16 protein-coding genes are annotated in these 17,879 nt (G+C 62.1%); 7 read left to right on the forward strand and 9 right to left on the reverse strand.

Annotated elements, in window-relative coordinates:
- Positions 1–49: 49 nt before the first annotated feature.
- From M2A_RS01675 to coaBC, 7 genes are all read right to left on the reverse strand, one after another.
- A complete protein-coding gene (locus tag M2A_RS01675) occupies positions 50–1,906 on the reverse strand; it encodes an alkaline phosphatase D family protein (protein ID WP_158597228.1) in 1,857 nt (618 codons plus the stop codon).
- 145 nt (positions 1,907–2,051) lie between these two features.
- Positions 2,052–2,642, reverse strand: coding sequence for a 2-hydroxychromene-2-carboxylate isomerase (locus M2A_RS01680; protein ID WP_045442049.1), 591 nt, complete (start codon positions 2,640–2,642; stop codon positions 2,052–2,054).
- A gap of 33 nt (positions 2,643–2,675) precedes the next feature.
- Positions 2,676–3,410: an SDR family oxidoreductase gene (locus M2A_RS01685; RefSeq protein WP_045442051.1), complete on the reverse strand. Its 735-nt coding sequence runs from the start codon at positions 3,408–3,410 to the stop codon at positions 2,676–2,678.
- 279 nt (positions 3,411–3,689) lie between these two features.
- Complete coding sequence (gene cysK / locus M2A_RS01690; RefSeq protein ID WP_045442054.1) at positions 3,690–4,673, reverse strand: cysteine synthase A; 984 nt, start codon at positions 4,671–4,673, stop codon at positions 3,690–3,692.
- A 64-nt stretch (positions 4,674–4,737) separates the two neighbouring features.
- Positions 4,738–5,187 (reverse strand): RrF2 family transcriptional regulator, encoded by a 450-nt coding sequence (locus tag M2A_RS01695; protein WP_045442056.1) that lies wholly within the window; start codon positions 5,185–5,187, stop codon positions 4,738–4,740.
- 23 nt (positions 5,188–5,210) lie between these two features.
- Positions 5,211–5,678, reverse strand: a complete 468-nt coding sequence (gene dut / locus M2A_RS01700) for a dUTP diphosphatase (RefSeq protein ID WP_045442059.1) — start codon at positions 5,676–5,678, stop codon at positions 5,211–5,213.
- Positions 5,675–6,937, reverse strand: coding sequence for a bifunctional phosphopantothenoylcysteine decarboxylase/phosphopantothenate--cysteine ligase CoaBC (coaBC, locus tag M2A_RS01705; RefSeq protein ID WP_045442062.1), 1,263 nt, complete (start codon positions 6,935–6,937; stop codon positions 5,675–5,677). Before coaBC ends, dut begins: the two co-directional genes overlap by 4 nt.
- 234 nt (positions 6,938–7,171) lie before the next feature.
- On the opposite strand from coaBC, the gene M2A_RS01710 reads away from it, so the two are divergent.
- Both M2A_RS01710 and M2A_RS01715 read left to right on the forward strand, forming a co-directional pair.
- Positions 7,172–8,650 carry an MBOAT family O-acyltransferase gene (locus M2A_RS01710; protein WP_045442065.1) on the forward strand — a complete coding sequence of 493 codons (1,479 nt, stop codon included), beginning with the start codon at positions 7,172–7,174 and terminating at the stop codon, positions 8,648–8,650.
- A gap of 3 nt (positions 8,651–8,653) precedes the next feature.
- Entirely contained in the window at positions 8,654–9,868 is a 1,215-nt protein-coding gene (locus tag M2A_RS01715) for a hypothetical protein (protein WP_045442067.1), read from the forward strand.
- A 2-nt stretch (positions 9,869–9,870) separates the two neighbouring features.
- Here M2A_RS01715 and ubiB read toward each other — a convergent pair whose 3' ends face one another.
- Both ubiB and ubiE read right to left on the reverse strand, forming a co-directional pair.
- On the reverse strand, positions 9,871–11,463 hold the full coding sequence (gene ubiB / locus M2A_RS01720) for a 2-polyprenylphenol 6-hydroxylase (RefSeq protein ID WP_045442070.1): 1,593 nt from the start codon (positions 11,461–11,463) through the stop codon (positions 9,871–9,873).
- Between the two features lie 3 nt (positions 11,464–11,466).
- The gene (gene ubiE, locus M2A_RS01725; RefSeq protein WP_045442370.1) at positions 11,467–12,270 is read right to left on the reverse strand and encodes a bifunctional demethylmenaquinone methyltransferase/2-methoxy-6-polyprenyl-1,4-benzoquinol methylase UbiE; all 804 of its coding nucleotides are present in this window, start codon (positions 12,268–12,270) and stop codon (positions 11,467–11,469) included.
- A 194-nt stretch (positions 12,271–12,464) separates the two neighbouring features.
- On the opposite strand from ubiE, the gene mutM reads away from it, so the two are divergent.
- From mutM to dnaA, 5 genes are all read left to right on the forward strand, one after another.
- Complete coding sequence (gene mutM, locus M2A_RS01730; protein WP_045442072.1) at positions 12,465–13,370, forward strand: bifunctional DNA-formamidopyrimidine glycosylase/DNA-(apurinic or apyrimidinic site) lyase; 906 nt, start codon at positions 12,465–12,467, stop codon at positions 13,368–13,370.
- A gap of 86 nt (positions 13,371–13,456) precedes the next feature.
- Positions 13,457–14,230, forward strand: coding sequence for an enoyl-CoA hydratase (locus M2A_RS01735; RefSeq protein ID WP_045442074.1), 774 nt, complete (start codon positions 13,457–13,459; stop codon positions 14,228–14,230).
- 270 nt (positions 14,231–14,500) lie between these two features.
- Entirely contained in the window at positions 14,501–14,767 is a 267-nt protein-coding gene (rpsT, locus tag M2A_RS01740) for a 30S ribosomal protein S20 (protein ID WP_045442075.1), read from the forward strand.
- Between the two features lie 642 nt (positions 14,768–15,409).
- Positions 15,410–15,871, forward strand: coding sequence for a rhodanese-like domain-containing protein (locus M2A_RS01745; RefSeq protein WP_045442076.1), 462 nt, complete (start codon positions 15,410–15,412; stop codon positions 15,869–15,871).
- A 195-nt stretch (positions 15,872–16,066) separates the two neighbouring features.
- On the forward strand, positions 16,067–17,608 hold the full coding sequence (dnaA, locus tag M2A_RS01750) for a chromosomal replication initiator protein DnaA (protein ID WP_081875300.1): 1,542 nt from the start codon (positions 16,067–16,069) through the stop codon (positions 17,606–17,608).
- Positions 17,609–17,879: the final 271 nt, after the last annotated feature.

A 17,879-nucleotide genomic window follows, 5' to 3' on the forward strand; every position in this document is an offset into this window, starting at 1 on the left:
GGCGCGCCGGGAAAAACCGCCGTGCTTTGCCATCAATGCACATCTTCGCTCAGGCAAGAGGCTCGAGCTTGTGTGCGCCGGGCGTCACTTTAAAGCCTTTCGCCCGGTTCACTTTGAAGTCCCGGCTTTTCACCGTATCGACGAAGAACCATTCCCCGCGCGCTTCCTTAGGGCTGAGCGTCACAAGCACATAGCCGCGATGGGCGGTATCGGCCCAGATAAGATCGGGGCTTGCCGCGGTAAAGGTGTCCGCGATCTGTTTCGGGTCGCCCGGCACGAAGGCCTCGATGCCGGGCGAGGTAACGCTCGGCGCGGCGAACTCGACGGCAACGGGCGCGCCCTCCTCATCCTGCAGATTGAGCGCCCAGGAGGCATGGGTGTCGCCGGCCAGCACCACGACATTGCGCGCTTTGCCTGAAAAATCGGCATAGGCGCGGGCGCGGGCCGCCGGATAGCCGTCCCAGGCATCGAGATTGGCCGGCAGTCCCTCGCGCGCCAGCACGCTCATTTGCTGGAAGCGGGATTTGCGCTCTTCGGGAATTTTGCTCCAATCGATGATCTGGGATAAATCCGCGGCGGGCGTGCGGCCCATCACCACTTGCTGGCCGATCACCTGCCACGTCTGCCCCTTTTCGGCAGAGGCTTCCAGCGTATGGGCAAGCCACAATTCCTGATCGGCGCCGAGGATCGAGCGGTCCGGATCGGTGAGCTTTTCGTCCTTGAAGCGGCCCGCATCGGGCAAATAGCGGATGCCGTCGGGCAGCGACGTGGGGTCGAGCGTGCTCACATAGGCAAGGTCCGTCACGGGTGTGGGCGGGCTTGTGCGGATGTCGAAAGGCACCTCGAAACTTGCAATCGGTTTGCCGCTCGGCATCTCGCCCGGCGCAAGGGCGATGGGGTTTTCCGGGTCCGACACATCGAAGGGCCAGGAGCGGTTGGGAATGTCGGTGGAATATTCCAGCTGCTTGCTGCGCCCGATGCGCCGCGTGTCGAGCATGATCAGCCGCGCCAGATTGCCGATATCGAAGGCGCGGTAAATCTGTTCGCTGTCCTGCGGGTTCTCGCGGATGGGCAGCCATTCAAGATAGGCCTGCAGCGCGGCGGCGGCGCGGGCGCGGTAAGGGCCTTCGTTCTCGCTGTGATTTTCCGCGCCGTCCTTCCAGGTGTTGTTGGCGGTTTCATGATCGTCCCAGACGGCGATCATGGGCTTGGCCGCATGCAGCGCCTGCAAATCCTCATCGAGCCGGTAATGGCCGTAGCGGGCGCGGTACTCATCCAGTGTGAGAATTTCCTTGTCCGGCTCGACGAAGCGGCCGATCTCCTTGCCCGTCGCCCCGCCATAGCCGTCCATGCTATATTCATAGATGTAATCGCCAAGATGCAGGGCGATGTCGATATCCTCGCGCTCGGCGATGACCTTATAGACGTTGTAATAGCCCGTGGCGTAGTGGGAGCAGGACATGGCGGCGAGCTTGAAGGCGGAGACGTCGCCCTCGGGAAGCGTGCGCGTGCGGCCAATGGGCGAGACATGGCTCCCCGCCTTGAAGCGGTAAAAGTAGGAGCGGCCGGGGGCGAGCCCGCCTGCATCCACTTTGACGATGAAGTCTTTTTCCGGCAGCGCCGTTGCCGTGCCCGCCTGCACGATAGTGGCGAAATCTTCTTCCGCCGCCACTTCCCAGCTTAAAGAAACGGGCGCGCCGTTTTCCGGCTGCGCCCGCGTCCAGAGGATCACCCGGTCCTGCAAGGGATCGCCGCTCGCAACGCCGTGGAGAAAATAGACCGGCTCCGCGCCCGCGCAGCCCAAGGGCCCAAGCGCCAGCAGAGCGCCGGCGGCGGTGAGCGTTTTCAGCGTGTCGCGCCTTGTGGGGGCCGTTTTCGGGGCCATCATCGTAGTTTGGCCGCGCATCATCGTCTCCTCAGGCTGAAGCGGATCGTTTTCCTTGCCAGACTATCTGAGGGAACTGTGACAGGTCTATTTACTTTGTCGCTGCGGGGCAGGTCTTGGGGGATATGGGGCCAATTCCTGCCTCTATTCAAGGCAGGAGCGGGGCCTACCCCGCCTTCAGCGCCTCTTCCACGAAATCGAGCCGGTCCTGGCCGAAAAACATTTCCCCGCCCACAAAGAAGGTGGGCGCGCCGAAAGCGCCGCGCCGGATCGCCTCTTCGGTGTTTTTCTTCAGGCCCTCTTTCACCGCCTCATCCTGCAGGCGCGCCGCGAAAGCTTCGGGGTCATGTCCGCCTTCTTCGAGGAGCCGGGCAAGCTCCGCCGGATCGTTCAAATTGCGCGGATGCACCCACATCGCCTCGAAGACGAGCTTAAGATAGGGCAGCAAGCGGCCTTCCTGCTGCTCGGCAACCGCCCCGCGCATGAGCTGCAATGTGTTGATCGGAAAATGCGGGTTGAAGGCAAGCGGTACGCCGTAGCGCTTGGCAAAGCGCATGAGGTCCGCATTCATATGCACGGCCTTGGCGGGAATGGCGGCGGGCGTCTGATTGCCCGTCGCCTTAAAGACGCCGCCGAGCAGCATCGGTTTCCAGACGATCTCGGCGCCCGTGCGCGCGGCGATCTTTGGCAGCTGCGTATAGGCGAGATAGGTGGTCGGGCTGCCGACATCGAAAAAGAATTCAACCTGTTTGCTCATGAGGACTCTTTCGTTTGGAGGTGGGGCGGGGCTTTAGAACTTTTCCATCCAGGGGCGCAGATCGAGCTCATGTGTCCAGGCGCTGCGCGGCTGGCTGTGCAGCGCCCAATAGGCATCGGCAATGGCGGCGGGATCCAGAATGCCGTCTTCTTCTTTCAGCTTGTAGCGCTCGGGAAAGTTTTCCGCGATCCAGGCCGTGTCGATTGCCCCGTCGATGATGCTATGGGCGACATGAATGCCTTTGGGCCCAAGCTCGCGCGCCATGCTCTGGGCGAGGGCTCTGAGCCCATATTTGGCGCTGGCAAAAGCGGAAAAGCCTGGCGCCCCGCGCACGCTCGCCGTCGCGCCGGTGAAGATTACCGTGCCGCGCCCGCGCGGCAGCATGTGGCGCGCGGCCTCGCGCCCCGTCAAAAAGCCGGCAAAGCACGCCATCTCCCAGACCTTGCGGAAGACCCGCGCGGTCGTCTCGGTAATGGAGAAATGCACATTGGCGCCGATATTGAAGATGACGGCCTCGAGCGGGCCGATCTCTTCTTCGATATGGGCAAAGAGCGCCACCATCTGGTCTTCATCGCGCGCATCGACGCCCATCGGATAGGCGGTGCCGCCCGCCGCGCGGATGGCGCTTGCCAGCTCTTCCAGCGCGTCTGCATGGCGGCGGATCATGACGGTGGCATAGCCTTCGCGGGCAAAGCGCTTGGCGATCGCCCCGCCCGTTGCATCCCCTGCGCCGACGATCAGCGCGGCCTTTTCATGTTTGACGGGCATGGCGGCTCCTTTGGTATGTCTTTTCTTCGGAACTGAGCTTCAAGATGGGGTCCTTTCGGGAAGGCATCAAGCTGCTTGATTCGCGCATTTTGATGAAGCCCCGTGGACCCCGGCTCGGGGGCCGGGGTGACAGCTTCTATGTGATGCACCGCTTTGCCGCAAATAACACGTGTCACCCCGGGCTTGTCCCGGGGGCCATGCAGCGCCCGCGTCCCGAAAAACGCCGCCAACAAAAAAAGCCGCTCCGGAGAGCGGCCTTTGTCTTGATGCGGATAAATATCAAAGCCCGTCGAAAAGCGCCGTCGAAAGATAGCGTTCGGCGAAAGACGGGATGATCGCGACGATGGTCTTGCCTTCCATTTCCGGGCGCTGAGCGACTTCCAGCGCCGCGGCAATCGCCGCGCCGGAGGAAATGCCGATGGGCAGGCCTTCCAGCTTCGCCGCCTTGCGCGCGGTCTCGAAAGCGGTTTCGTTGCCGATCGTCACCACCTCGTCGATCAGAGCCTTGTCGAGGTTGCTGGGCACGAAGCCTGCGCCGATGCCTTGAATCTTATGCGGGCCGGCCTGACCGCCGGAAAGGACGGGGCTGTCTTCCGGTTCCACCGCGATCATTTTCAGCGAGGCCTTACGTGCTTTGAGCACCGAGCCGACGCCGGTAAAGGTGCCGCCCGTGCCGACACCGGAAATCACGACATCGACCTTGCCTTCCGTGTCGTTCCAGATTTCCTCCGCCGTGGTCTTGCGGTGGATTTCCGGATTGGCCGGATTGTCGAACTGCTGCGGCATGACGGAATTGGGATATTTGCTCATCAAGGCTTCGGCTTCGGCCACCGCGCCCTTCATGCCTTTTTCAGGCGGGGTGAGCACGATCTCCGCGCCCAAGAGCGCCAGCATCTTGCGCCGTTCGATGGACATGCTCTCCGGCATGGTCAGGATCAGCCGGTAGCCTTTCGCCGCGCAGACAAAGGCAAGCGCGATGCCGGTATTGCCGGAAGTTGGCTCGATGATCACCGTGTCTTCCTTGAGGAGCCCGCGCTGCTCCAGATCCTCGATCATGGCAACGCCGATGCGGTCTTTCACGCTGGCAAGCGGGTTGAAGAATTCCAGCTTGAGCAGCACGTCCGCTTTTGCGCCCGCTTCCTGCGGCAGGCGTTTGAGGCGCACGAGCGGCGTGTCGCCGATCGTCTCGGTAATGCTGTCGTAAATGCGCCCGCGGCCCGGGCGGCGCTCGGGGGCGGCGCCTGTGTTCGCTGCCTGGCTCATAATGTCCTCCACCTGTTTGTTGGCTGCGTCTTGTCTCTTCATGTAAGAGCGGCGCAGCGGAATGTTAGATCGTGAAATCCGCCGCCGGCATGCCCGCGGTCGTGGCGCCGGTCTGTTCTGCCTTGCGGCACAAATCCTCGATGGTGATGCCGTTAAGGCGCTGCATCAGATCGGTTTGAATATCTTCCCAAAGCGGCCCGACGACTTTCTGCCCGAGATCGGAGGGCTGGGAGCGCACTTCCTCCGCCGCTTCCATCGCGCCCACCACCTGCACGATTTCGCCCACCGTAATGCGCCGGCGCTCGCGGGCAAGCCTATAGCCGCCCTTCGGTCCCCGCACGCCTTTCAGAATGCCGGCATGAACGAGCTGCTGCATGACCTGTTCCAGATAACGCTGGGGGATACCCTGGCGTTTCGTGATTTCCTTCGACTGGACGGGATCGGGCCGCGCATTGACGGCGACATCGATCACGGCTTCCAGCGCGAGCATGGTTTTTTTCGACAAGCGCAGCATGTCTCGCCTCTCCCTCTTCTTGCTTAACGCGCGGCAACCCCGGTCGACCCGAAACCGCCCGTCCCCCGGCTGGTTTCGGAAAGACTGTCGCGCTCTTTCCAAATGGCCTGTGTGACGGGGGCGATGACCATTTGCGCGATGCGTTCGCCGCGCTGAATGGTAAAGGCCTCCTCGCCGAGATTGATCAGAATGACTTTCACCTCGCCCCGGTAATCGCAGTCCACCGTGCCGGGCGAATTGAGCACCGTAATGCCTTTTTTCGCGGCAAGGCCGGAGCGCGGGCGCACCTGCGCTTCAAAGCCGGGTGGCAGGGCGATGGCAAGGCCCGTCGGCACCATGGCGCGCTTGCCGGGCTGAAGCACGAGCGGTTCTGTCTCCGGCACCGCTGCCAGAAGGTCCATGCCGGCTGCCCCTTCCGTCTCGTATTTCGGCAGCGGCAAATCCTTGCCGTGGTCGAGGCGCTGCACATCGACAGGAATGGGGGCGCTCATGAGCGGGGTCCTTCATCTGATAAAGAAAAATGCTGCGCAATGGCGCGGGCGAGCTTTTCGGCGGCGGCGCTTTTGGCCATGCGCGGCCAGTCCTCGCGCCCTTCCGCGCGGATGAGGTGAATGGTGTTCTCCTCCCCGCCCATGACGCCGCCGCCCGTCTCGTCCACCGAAACGTCATTGGCGACGATCCAGTCGCAGCCCTTGCGTTCCCGCTTGGCGCTAGCGTGTTCGATAACGTTTTCTGTTTCCGCCGCAAAGCCGATGACAAGGCGCGGGCGGGAATGGTTGAGTTTGGAAAGGGTGGCGAGAATGTCCGGGTTCTCGGTGAAGCTGAGCTGCGGCAGCCCGCCCTTTTCCTTTTTGATTTTCTGCCCGGCTTCATTGTCGACGCGCCAATCGGCAACGGCTGCGGCGCACACGGCAATGTCGGCGGGCAGAGCCGCCTCGCAGGCCGCCAGCATCTCGCGCGCCGTTTCAACGTGTTTCGTGGACACGCCCAACGGATCGGGCAGGTTCACCGGGCCGGAGATCAGCAGCGTCTCCGCCCCGAGCCGGGCCAGGGCGGCGGCAATGGCGTGGCCTTGCTTGCCCGACGAGCGGTTGGCGATATAGCGCACGGGGTCGATGGGCTCATGGGTGGGCCCGGAAGTGACGAGCGCTTTCAGCCCGGCAAGGGGGCCGGTGCCCGCGCCGAGCATCGCTTCGGCGGCGGAGAGGATTTCCAAGGGTTCGGCCATGCGCCCCGGCCCGTATTCACCGCAGGCCATGTCGCCCTCGCCAGGGCCGATAAAGGCAATGCCGTCGGCTTTCAGCTGGGCGATGTTGCGCTGGGTGGCCGGATGCAGCCACATGCGCACATTCATGGCCGGCGCAATGAGCACCGGGGTGTCGGTCGCCAAAAGCGCGGTGGAGGCAAGATCGTCCGCCCGGCCTGTTGCCATCTTCGCCATAAGATCGGCGGTGGCGGGCGCGGCGATGATGAGGTCGGCGGAGCGGGACAGCTGGATATGGCCCATTTCCGCTTCATCCGTCAGGTCGAAGAGATCGGTATAAACCTTCTCGCCCGTCAGGCTGGAAACGGAAAGCGGGGTTACGAATTCCTGGGCCGCGCGCGTCATGATGGCGCGCACCGAGGCCCCCCGCTCGCGCAGACGGCGGATGAGATCGAGCGTTTTATAGGCCGCGATGCCGCCGCCAATGATCAAAAGCACGCGCTTGCCGTTCAGGCTTTGAGACTGCGCCACGCCGATACTCCTCATGAAACGGCCCGGAGAGTGAAACCGGGTCTCTCCGGGCAATGAGGGGAATATAGGGTTTTACGACAAGGATTTGTAGATCATTTTTTATCCGCCCGCTTTTCCGTTAATCATGCTGGTTTCCGGCAGGCGGTCTCCATCACAGGCTGGCTCCGGGCCGGGGCTCCTGCTAAACGTTGAAACCCCGCGCGCGGCGGGGTGAGGGGGAAGCCGCCTGGGCGGTCTTAGCGTTCATAGATGTTGTTCAATTCCCATATTTTTCTGGTGTTTCTGGCGGTCACGCTGGCGGGCTATCTGGCCGCGAGCCGGCTCGACTTCCGTCTCGCCAAGCTCTGGCTCGTTGCCGCCTCGCTCTTTTTCTATGGCTGGTGGGAGCTGAGCTACGTTTTTCTCCTGGCAGGCTCCATCGCCGTCAATTATCTCGCCGCGCTCTTCATCCGCCGTGCGCGCTCGCGCGTGCTGCTGACGGGCGGCATCGCCTTCAATCTTGGTCTGCTCGGTTATTACAAATATGCGGGCTTTCTCACCGAAGCGGTAAACGCGGCGGCGGGCACCGGCTTTCCCGTGCCCCATATCGTGCTGCCGCTCGCCATTTCCTTTTTCACCTTTCAGCAGATCGCTTTTCTTGTGGATGCGGCGCGCGGGGAGGCGGAAAATTACCGCCTCATCGATTATCTTCTCTTCGTCACCTTCTTTCCCCAGCTCATTGCCGGGCCCATCGTCCATCACAAGGAAATGCTGCCGCAATTCACGCAGCATCAGCGCCGCCTGGCGCGCAACCTGTCGATCGGTCTGACGATCTTCGCAATCGGACTATTCAAGAAAGTGGTGCTGGCCGATGAAATCGCGCCCTATTCCGACGCGCTGTTCGGCGCGGTGGAGGGCGGCTATGTGCCGACCATGCGCGAGGCCTGGATCGGCGCGCTTGCCTATACGCTGCAAATCTATTTCGATTTTTCCGGTTATTCAGACATGGCGGTGGGGCTTGCCCGGCTGTTCGGCATCCGCCTGCCGGTAAACTTCTTCTCGCCTTACCGGGCAGCCAGCATCATCGATTTCTGGCGGCGCTGGCACATTACGTTGTCGCGCTTCCTGCGGGACTATCTCTATATTCCGCTGGGCGGCAACCGGAAGGGTGACATGCGCCGCCATACCAATCTGCTCATCACCATGCTTTTGGGCGGGCTCTGGCACGGGGCCGGCTGGACCTTCGTGATCTGGGGCGGCCTGCATGGCGCTTATCTCGTCTGCAATCATCTCTGGCGCCAGTGGCGCGGGCCAGCGGCGGGCACTTCTGCTTATCTTCCGTCCTGGGCCAGGCTTTGGGCAGGCCGGCTGATAACGCTTTTCTTTGTCGTTGTCGCTTGGGTGTTCTTCCGCGCCGCCTCGCTCGATAGCGCAGTGACGGTGCTTGCCGCCGCTTTCGGGCAGGCTGAACGCGGCGTTCTTGCGCCCATCGATATGCTGGACAGCTCCCGCCCGCTCTCCCTCATCGCGGCAGGTTTTGCGATTTGCTGGTTCCTGCCCAACACGGTGCAATGGATGCGCCGCTATCATCCGGTGATCGACCCGAGCGCGGTGACGCGCTGGGACAAGGGCGTCTTGAAAGTGCATTGGCGCGCCTCGCTCGGCTGGGCGCTCTTTACCGCGCTGATCGGTTTTGCCGCGCTGCTGCATCTCTCCCGTGTCTCCCCCTTCCTCTATTTCCAGTTTTAGGCCATGAGACAGCATCTGCGCCGATATCTCTTTTCCCTGCTCGCAGCGCTGACGCTTTTATGCGCGGCGGCGGTGGGCGTGAGCTGGGCCGTGGACCCCTACCGGATTTTTCATACTGCAGTAGAGGGTGAGCCGGTCGAGGGGATCGGGCCTTTCACCCGTATCACCAAACCTTATATGGCGCGCAACATAGCCCCGCGCATTCTCCTGGCCGGGTCCTCGCGCGCGGAATATGCGCTGGTGCCGTCCGAGGCGGAGCGGCTTTTAGGTGAGGGACCTGCGTTCAACGCCGCGCTCTCCGGTCCCAACATTTATGAAGTCCGGCGCATGATCGATCATGCAAACGGGGTGGGGAATGTGCGCACCCTTGTGCTGGGTCTCGATTTTTACATGTTCAATGCGCAGCTTGCCCCGCAGGATGCGTTCAGCGACGCCCGCCTTGCCGTGACACCGGAGGGCACGGGCAACCGGCTGGGCTGGCTCAGCGATTTGCCGCTGGCGCTGCTTTCCATCGACACGCTGGAGGCGGTACGCAAGGCGCAGAAATATCGCGGGCGGGGCGATCCCTGTCAGGATATCTGGTATCGCGACGGTACGCGCCTGCCCGGTCTTTTGGAATGTGAGGCGGCAACGAATAGAGGGTTCAGGGATAGCACCTCATCCACCCTGAAATTCTATCTAACCAGTAAAACTCTTTATAAAGATTACCGCATGGCTCCAAACGGGCTGGCCGATGCCGCGCATATTCTGGAAGAGGCTGCGGCGCGCGGCCAGCGTGTCGTTCTTTATTTTTCACCGGTACAGGCGCTGCATCTCGGCGCAATCGACAAAGCCGGTCTCTGGCCTCTTTTCGAAACCTGGAAGAAAGAGATTTTCCGTCTCGCCGAAAGGGCGCGGAAAGAGGGCGCCGACATCGCGCTGTGGGATTATGCGCGTCTCAGCCCGCTCACCGCCGTCACGCTGCCGCCGGAAAACGAAGAGCCCTGGCAAGGCGCGTTTTACGATTCCCATCATGTGCGCCCGGAAGTCGGCAAGCGCATGATCGCGGAGATGCTGGCGGCGGGCGCAGAAAGACCGGAAGCAGGCGGTGTGCGCCTCACCGCTTCCAACCTTGATGATGAGCTCGCCCATCAGCGCGCCGCTTTTCTTGCCTGGTGGCAGGCACATGAGGAGGCGCGCATTTTCCTGAATGACGCTTTGCCGGAAGAGAGCCGGTAGTTTCAGAAAATCTGAAGCAGCAGAAGGCCGAGGAGGGAGAGGGCGCCGAGCCAGAGGGCGGTGCGGGTGCCGCGCCCGCCTTCGTTTTCTGCTTCGCGGATGGCTTTCAGGCTTTCCGGGTGAAGGCGCATGCCCTCCGGATTGCCGGTCGCATCGAGCGTGCGTTCGGCGCGGGCGAGCAGTTCGGGCAATTGCGAGAGGCTGCGCCCCAGCGCCATCGCCCCGTCGGCGGCTTCCTGAAGGCGGGCTTCCGGGCCGATGCGGCGCATCATCCAGTCGGCCAGAATGGGCTCGGAGGCCTCCCAGATATTGTGTTCCGGATCGAAGGAGCGTGCGACGCCTTCCACCACGACCATGGTCTTTTGCAGAAGAATGAGCTCCGGGCGCATGGTCATGTCGAACTGTTCGGTGACGAGAAAGAGCTGCGCCAAGAGCTTGCCCATGGAAACATCCTTGGCTTCCTTGCCGAAGATCGGCTCGCCGATGGACCGCAGCGCCTGAGCGAAAGTGGCAACGTCCTTATGCGGCGGCACATAGCCTGCCTCGAAATGAACCTCCGCGACGCGCTGGTAATCGCGTTTGACGAAACCGTAGAGAATTTCGGCAAGGAACCGGCGCGAGCGGTCATCGAGCCGGCCCATGATGCCGAAATCGACCGGGATGAGCGTGCCGTCGCCGTCGACGAAGAGATTGCCCTGATGCATGTCCGCGTGGAAAAAGCCGTCGCGCGTCGCATGCAGAAGGAAGTTCTGGATGACCCGGTTGCCGAGCCGCTTCATGTCGTGGCCTGCCGCTTTCAGCGCCTCGACATCGCTGGCAGGCACCGCATCGATCCATTCCAGCGTCAGCACATGGCGCGCGGTGCGGTTCCATTCCACTTCCGGCACGCGGAAGCCTGGATCGTCTGCCGTGTTCTCCGCCATCTCGGACATGGCGGCGGCTTCAAGGCGCAGGTCCATTTCCAGTTCGACGGAATTGGCGAGCGTCTCAACCCCGGCGCGCGGGCGCAGGCGCCGTGTTTCCGGCACCAGGGTTTCGAGCTTTTCCGCCGCCCAGAAAAACGCGTCGAGATCGCGCTGGAAGCGGGCCTCGACATCGGGCCTAAGCACTTTGACGGCAACTTCCCGCGTGCTGCCATCCTCATTCTTCAGCGTGGCTTTATGCACCTGGGCGATGGAGGCGGCGGCGATGGGCTCGCTGAAACTTTCATAAAGCGTGCCGATGGGCGCGCCGAGCTGATCTTCGATAATGCGGACCGCTTCTTCCTGCTCGAAAGGCGGCAATTGATCGCGCAGGCAGCCGAGATCGCCGGCAAGTTCCGGCCCGATCATGTCGGGGCGCGTGGCAAGAAACTGCCCGAGCTTGATGTAAGAAGGCCCAAGCTCGGCCAGCGCGGCGGAAAGCCGCTCGGCCATATCCCCGCTTGTCTCCACCTTGCGCTCGAAAGGCAGGCGCAGCTTGGCGAGGGGCCGGAGCGCAAGCGCTGCAGGCGGCAGATTGTCTTTTGCCAGATCGAGCTCGAAGAGCGCGTCATGGCGTGCCATCACGCGGGCGGCGCTGACCAGCCTCAGGAAATGTCGAAGACCCCGGATCATCGCTTAAAGCCGCCAGCCGGAATGAATGGCCGCAACCCCGCCCGAGAGATTGCGGTATTGCACGCGGGCAAAGCCCGCCTCGCGGATCATCGCGGCGAAGCGTTCCTGGTCCGGGAACTGGCGGATGCTTTCCACCAGATATTGATAAGGATCGGGATCGCCCGTCACCCAGCCGCCCATGCGCGGAATGACGGCGAAGGAATAGGCATCGTAAATCTTGTCGATGCCGGGCAGCACCATCTGGCTGAATTCAAGACAGAGAAAGCGCCCGCCCGGTTTCAGCACCCGGTAGGCTTCCGCGAGCGCCCGCTCGATATGCGTGACGTTCCGGATGCCGAATGCGATGGTGTAGGAATCGAAACTCTTGTCCGGAAAGGGCAGGCTCTCGGCATTGCCGCAGGTAATTTCCGTGCGCTCTTTATAGCCGCCCGCTTCCGCCCGCGCCTTGCCGACGCCGAGCATATGCGGATTGATGTCGCAAAGCGTGACATGGGCGTGGGGCCCGGCGCGGTCCAGAAGCCGGAAGGCGACATCGCCCGTGCCGCCCGCCACATCGATATGAGCGTAAGGCCGCGCGCTTTTCGGCGGCGCGAGCCAGGCGATCATCGCGTCTTTCCAGGGCCGGTGCAGGCCCCCCGACATCAGATCGTTCATCAGGTCGTAGCGCGCGGCGACTTTTTCAAAGACGCTATGGACCATGCCCTGCTTGGCGTCTTCTTCCACCGTGCGGAAGCCGAAATGCGTGGTGCGCTCTTCTGCCTCTTCGCGGGCGCCATGCTCAGGGGAATTTTCGGCCGGGCGGGCCATGAGATACCTCGTTTCGCCGCTTGCGCATTCGTGACCCGGCGGGCCGGGCGCGACCATAGCCTACCGGGCTAAGCCGCGCTACGGTAAGGTGTTTTTAAAATCGTGTCGAAGCGCCGCAGCCCGGCTTTTTAATACCCCTCGCCCGGTTCCCGTTTAAAAGAAGTCAGCCGAAGAACAGCCCCGAAGAACAGACTATGCCCGAATTGCCCGAAGTCGAAACCGTCCGCCGGGGCCTGGAGCCTGCCATGGCGGGCAAGCGCATCACCCGCGCGCTCGCAAAGCGCCCCGATCTGCGTTTTCCCCTGCCGGAGCGCTTTGCCGAGCGGCTGACCGGGCGGCGCGTCATGCATCTGGGAAGGCGGGCGAAATATCTTCTCGTGCATCTTGATGGCGGCGAGGTTTTGCTTTCGCATCTGGGCATGTCGGGCCGCTTTACGATCTGGCCGCCGAAAGGGAAAGGGGCGGCAAGCTCGCCCGGCGATTTCGCGCTGGAAGGGACGATGGCAGGGCCGGACGGCGCAGGCCCCCATGATCATATCGTCCTCGATATGGAAGACGGCACGCGCATCGTTTATTCCGACCATCGCCGCTTCGGCTATATGGACCTCATCGGCGAGGCGGAGCTGCCGCAATCGAAACATCTCGCCAGTCTCGGGCCGGAGCCGCTCGGCAATGAATTCAACGCCGCATTTTTGGCGCAGCGTTTTGCGGGCAAAAAAGCGCCGCTGAAGGCCGCGCTCCTCGATCAGCATGTGGTGGCCGGGCTCGGCAATATATATGTCTGCGAGGCGCTGCACCGGGCAGGGCTTTCCCCGCGCCGCCAGGCGGGGACCTTGAGCGCCAGGGGCGGCCTGCCGACCGAGCGGCTGGAGCGGCTCACCCGCGCGGTCCGCGAGGTCATTGCCGAGGCGATCGAGGCGGGCGGCTCGACCTTGCGCGATTACGCGCAGACCGATGGCACGCTGGGGTATTTTCAGCACCGTTTCGCGGTCTATGACCGGGAAGGGGAAAGCTGTTCAAAGCCCGGCTGCAAGGGTAGGGTGACGCGCATCGTGCAATCGGGACGGTCGAGCTTTTTCTGCGGCACCTGCCAGCGCTGACCCGTCCCGATCTTTGAGAGATAAGCGCCGTAAAGGCGGCAGAGCCGGGAAAAAAGCCGGTCAGAAAGACCGCGAGGGAGAGTGTCATGGCTTATGAAACGATATTGGTGGAAACGCGGGGCAATGTCGGCCTTATCACCCTCAACCGCCCCGAGGCGCTGAACGCGCTGAACAATCAGCTGCTCGACGAGCTGATCGAGGCGGTGGGCACGTTCGATGCCGATCCGGCCATTGGCTGCATCGTGCTCACGGGCTCGGAAAAGGCCTTTGCGGCGGGTGCCGACATCAAGGAAATGCAACCCAAATCCTATATGGATGTTTTCAAAGAAGATCTTTTCACGAAAGCCGACCGCATCGCGGAAACCCGCACGCCGCTCATCGCCGCCGTTTCCGGCTATGCGCTGGGCGGAGGCTGCGAGCTTGCCATGATGTGCGATTTCATTCTGGCCGGCGACAATGCGAAATTCGGCCAGCCGGAAATCAATCTCGGCGTTATGCCGGGGATCGGCGGCACCCAGCGCCTCACCCGTCTCGTGGGCAAGTCGAAGGCGATGGAAATGTGCCTGACCGGGCGGATGATGAATGCCGAGGAAGCCGAGCGCGCCGGGCTCGTCAGCCGCATCGTGCCGAAGGGCGAGCTGCTTGAAGAAGCGATGAAGGCGGCAAGCGCCATTGCCGATAAATCCCTGCCCATCGCCATGATGACGAAAGAGACGGTGAACCGGGCTTATGAGACCACCTTGTCCGAAGGGGTGCGTTTCGAGCGCCGGGTCTTCCATTCCATGTTCGCCACTCATGATCAGAAAGAGGGCATGACGGCTTTCACGGAAAAACGGGAGCCGAAATTCAAGGACGAATAGGCCTGTTTTTCCCGGCTTTTCTCTCCCTTTTCGCCGGCTATTTCTTTGGCAGGGCGCCTTTAAATGCTTTTGGCGGGGGAATAACGGCCCGAATGGGGAATTTGCCCCTGTCGGGTGTTGACGCCATCAGGGCGCGGCAGTATAACGCCGCGTCCAGGCGCATGGGGCTTTTGCCCGCATGACGACAGGATTTGAGCGAGATAATCGTTAACCGAAGAGAGATCGTAGGGGCCGGCCCCATGGGCGGCGGTTCTTACGCGGAAGGACAAGATGGCGAATACACCTTCAGCCAAAAAAGCGATCCGCAAGATCGAGCGCCGCACGGCCGTAAACCGCAACCGCCGCTCCCGTATGCGCACTTTCACGCGCAAGGTCGAAGAGGCGATCGAGCGCGGTGAAAAGGCGGCTGCCGAAGCCGCGTTCCGCGCCGCGCAGCCCGAGTTGATGCGCGCCGCTCAGAAAGGCGTGCTGCACAAGAACACCGCCTCGCGGAAAGTCTCGCGGCTCGCCAAGCGGATCAGCGCGCTGCCTGCCTAAATCTCGGGCACGGCGCCCGCGCTCACGGCGTCATCAATAAGTATTTATTCCGTATTTTTACGGAAATACGAACGTCACAAAACCCGCGCTCGAAGCGCGGGTTTTTGTATGTCATTTTGCTGCTGCGGCATCTGGATAGGATGTCCTAGATAGTTGGTTTTAAAGCTCAATGCCGATTTGGCACATATCATAATTCCGCGTCACGGCGCGGTTTTAGCGCAGTGCAAAAAAACCTATGCGCGTTATGCAAGTGTCATATATCGGCAACGCAGACGCTGTCAGCACGAAGTTTTTTTGACGTTCCCGATTCCTTCCTATTGCCTCTCCCGGCCTCGCGCAGTATGGTTGATGCCCTGCTTGGGGGTTACGAATACTGAATAAGCAAGTAATCGTGATCATCAAGCAAGTCGTTGTAAGTTTTCGCTCGCGCGTCTTTAAGTAATCATCATCATAAAAGCTTCTAGCTTGCAGAGATAATGCTCCTGGAAACGTCCCGGCGTTTTCGGACTCGGCTTTTGCTGCTTGTTGGCGGACGATGATGAAAAGGCGCGGCAACTTGCGGCGCGGTTGGTGCGGATTTGAAGGCCCTTCGAACGGCGGCCATCGGGCGGCATGTTGGAGGGTAGTGTGAAAGAGGGACAGATGGCTGGCGTGGCGCCTGAATTATTATCCGGACGGGCAGAAGGCTATGCAGGCGATGTAAGCGTCACTGAGGCTTGGCGCGTTCTGAAAGAAGATCCTGCAGCAAAGCTCATCGATGTGCGCACAAAGGCGGAATGGACCTTTGTCGGCCTGCCCGATCTTGAGGGGATTGGACGGGATTTGATGTGCCTTGAATGGCAGATGGCGCCCACCATGCAGGTCAATCCGGATTTTACCGAGGCCCTGTCCGGCGCGCTGAAGGAGGCGGGTAACGACGTGAACCTGTTTTTCCTCTGCCGCTCGGGCGCGCGCTCGCGCGCCGCGGCTGAGGCTATGACGAAAGCGGGTTTTACGGCTTGCCACAATGTGGCCGGCGGGTTTGAAGGCGATCTCGATGAGGAGCGCCACCGGGGCCGGAAAAACGGCTGGAAGGCGGCGGGTCTGCCCTGGCGGCAGAGCTAGGCGGAACAAGTGCGGCCGGTTTTGCGGGGGCAGACCGGATAAGCGGAAAAGGGCCTTGATTGCGGCGGCCCTTCATCCGGCGGGGGAGAGGCCCGAAGGCAGAAAGCTGCCAAGGGGAAACGGAATTGCGGATCGGGCCGGGCGCGTTGGCGCTTGCAAGCTTTGGTCCGCGCAACAGGGGTTAGCGGCGGTACCATGTTGGAAAGGGGCGAGCAGGTAGCAGTGTCCGGGGGATCGGCGGATCGTCACGATCTCAAGTCCCAATGGGACCGGGTCAAGGCGCGGCTGAAAGCGGAACTGGGCGAGGCGACCTATATCAGCTGGTTCCAATATGCCGACATGATCGGGGTGGGCGACGGCAAGATCGTGCTCTCCGTGCCGACCCGCTTCATCCGTTCCTGGCTTTTGGCGCATCAGATGGACCGGCTGGTCGGCCTCTGGCAGGACGAAGATCCCACTGTGCAAAAGATCGAAATCCTGGTGCGCGATCCGATGCGCGGTGACGCGCCGGCGCCTGCCTCCCCGGCTTCCTCCGCGCAGGCGGCAGCGCAAGCCGCCGTTCAGCCTTCACCCGCCATGCGCGCGGCTGCCGCGGCCGCGCGCGCAGGCCAAGGTCAGGCCGCCGTCCAGCAAACGGTCTATAGCGGCTATGCGTCGGGCCCGCTCGGCGATGGCGGCGAGGATCTTGGCGCGCCGCTCGATCCGCGTTTCACCTTCGACAATTTCGTCGTCGGCAAGTCGAACGAGCTTGCCCATGCCGCCGCCCGCCGCGTTGCCGAAACGCGCGATGTCTCCTTCAACCCGCTCTTCCTTTATGGCGGGGTGGGGCTCGGCAAGACCCATTTGATGCATGCCATTGCCTGGGAAATCCGGCGCAAGCATCCCGAGCGCAAGGTGCTTTATCTGTCCGCCGAAAAATTCATGTACCAGTTCATCCGCGCCCTGCGCTTCAAGGACACGATGGCCTTCAAGCAGCAGTTCCGCACCGTGGACGTGCTGATGGTGGACGATGTGCAGTTCATCTCCGGCAAGGAATCGACACAGGAAGAATTCTTCCACACGTTCAATGCGCTGATCGACCATAACCGCCAGGTGATCATCTCCGCCGACCGCTCGCCTTCCGATCTGGAAGGCATCGAGGAGCGCATCCGCTCGCGCCTCGGCTGGGGGCTCGTCGCCGACATTCACCCGACCGATTATGAGCTGCGTCTCGGCATTTTGCAGGCCAAGGCCGATGAGATCATGAGCTCGGGCGGCAATATCGACATTCCCCCGGCGGTCCTGGAGTTCCTGGCGCACCGCATCGTTTCGAATGTGCGTGAGCTGGAAGGCGGGCTGAAAAGGGTCGTGGCTTACGCCTCGCTGGTCGGCCGGCCCATTTCGCTGGAAATGGCGCAGGACGTGCTGCGCGATCTTTTGCGCTCCAACGAGCGCAAGGTGACGATCGAAGAGATTCAGCGCCGGGTAGCGGAATACTACAATGTGCGCCTTGCCGATATGCTCTCGGCCCGCCGGGCCCGCGCCATCGCCCGCCCGCGCCAGATCGCCATGTATCTGTCCAAACAGCTCACCACCCGCTCGCTGCCTGAGATCGGGCGCAAATTCGGCGGGCGCGATCACACCACCGTCATTCATGCGGTGCGCAAGGTCGATTCCCTGTGCAAGGAAGATGCGGGCCTGGAGGAGGATGTGGACCTTCTGCGCCGCATGCTCGAAGGCGGCCCGCCCGAACTTTGAGGGGCCTCCGGGCCTTCTTGAGAGGTCCCGGCGGCGCCTTGCCAGGGTGATTCGCGGGACCTTTCCGGCCAGCTTCCGGCAGGGGCCGGTCCCCCTCTTCCGCTCGGGGCGGCAAAGCGCTCTAACACCTTGAAAAAAGCGCCATTATCGGCTTCTCCCTTGCGCGAAAGACGTGCATTGGACAGGGCTTTTGCTATACTTCGGGCCCGGTGTGAGGCCGGTGTCCAGCCTCGCGGGTCGGCGGCGTGGATGGCTTGGCAATAGCAGGCGC

The organism is Tepidicaulis marinus (assembly GCF_000739695.1).
Taxonomy (GTDB): Bacteria; Pseudomonadota; Alphaproteobacteria; order Parvibaculales; family Parvibaculaceae; genus Tepidicaulis; species Tepidicaulis marinus.